Below are 1,180 nucleotides of genomic sequence, written 5' to 3'. Positions count from 1 at the left end.
CTCTGTACACGACAAATTTCACAGAACCCTTATCCTATCAGGATTCTGCTTTCTTAAAATTGCCAAAATTTCCTTAAACTCTTCTTTTTTCCCAAAACCAATTAAACGCTGAATCGCCATTTGAACATAGTCTAAACCATAGCGAAATAAACTCATTGAGAGTCGTCCATGCTTCTTTATTTTTATCGCTTTTTTTTGATTATGTTGCCATTCACCCGTTAAGTAACACCAACAGAAGCTTATAGCTAACACCGCAATCAATTTTTTCACTCGTCTAGGGTCTGTCAAGCGCGTATTTTCAAGATTAAACCCGCGTCCTTTGAGACAACTGAATAAGGTTTCAATTTCCCAGCGTAATGCATAATCCTGAATAGCATTGGCATTAAACTGAGGAGAAACGACGAGTAAAAGCTCTCCATTTTCTAACTGTAGTGCACTTATATATAGTTTCACCCGACCAACCAAAATCCGTCGTTTACGACATTCAATTTGACCAACTTTAAGATGGCGAAATAAATCACTAATTTTATGATTCTTTCCTAAATGATTGGTGACAATGAAGTTTTTTTAACACGAATGCAGAAGTTGATGTCTTGTTCAATTAACCATGTAAACCACTGCTCACCGATAAACTCTCTGTCTGCGAACACATTCACAATACGGTCTTTACCAAAAATGGCTATAAAGCGTTGAATCAAAGCAATACGCTCTTTCGTATCTGAATTTCCACGTTTATTAAGCAATGTCCAAAGGATAGGTATCGCTATTCCACGATAAACGATTGCGAGCATCAGGATATTAATATTTCGTTTTCCCCATTTCCAATTGGTTCTATCTAAAGTCAGTTGCACTTGGTCGAATGAAAACATATTGAAAATCAACTGAGAAATTTGACGATAATCAAAATACTGACCTGCAAAGAAGCGCTGCATACGTCGATAAAATGATTGTGGTAAACACTTGATGGGCAAGGCTTTAGATGCAGAAGAAAGATTACATGTTTGCTTTAAAATAATCACAAGCATGATGAGCGCAAAGCACTTTAAATGTGACTTGTTCCATTTTAGAGATTTGTTTAAGATAAGATATAACTCATTGAGATGTGTCATAGTATTCGTCGTTAGAAAACAATTATTGTGACATTATTTCAATGAGTTATCTATTTTTGTCGTGTACAGAG

The 1,180-nt window shown here is 35.8% G+C and carries 1 protein-coding gene; it reads right to left on the bottom strand.

All coding sequences use genetic code 11. From position 1 onward, the window contains the following. Positions 1-18 precede the first annotated feature (18 nt). Positions 19-1,109, bottom strand: a protein-coding gene (locus FTT75_RS15660; RefSeq protein ID WP_085940648.1) for an IS4-like element ISAba1 family transposase whose coding sequence is annotated in 2 segments (ribosomal slippage) — positions 19-569 and positions 569-1,109 — 1,092 coding nt in all. Because the reading frame shifts where the segments join, the coding sequence is not laid out codon by codon here. Positions 1,110-1,180: the final 71 nt, after the last annotated feature.

Origin of the sequence: Acinetobacter sp. YH01008, from assembly GCF_013420435.1 — a bacterium.
Classification (GTDB): Bacteria; Pseudomonadota; Gammaproteobacteria; order Pseudomonadales; family Moraxellaceae; genus Acinetobacter; species Acinetobacter pseudolwoffii.
Note: the sequence above shows the minus strand (reverse complement) of the source record. Positions and strands in the feature narration are given on the sequence as shown.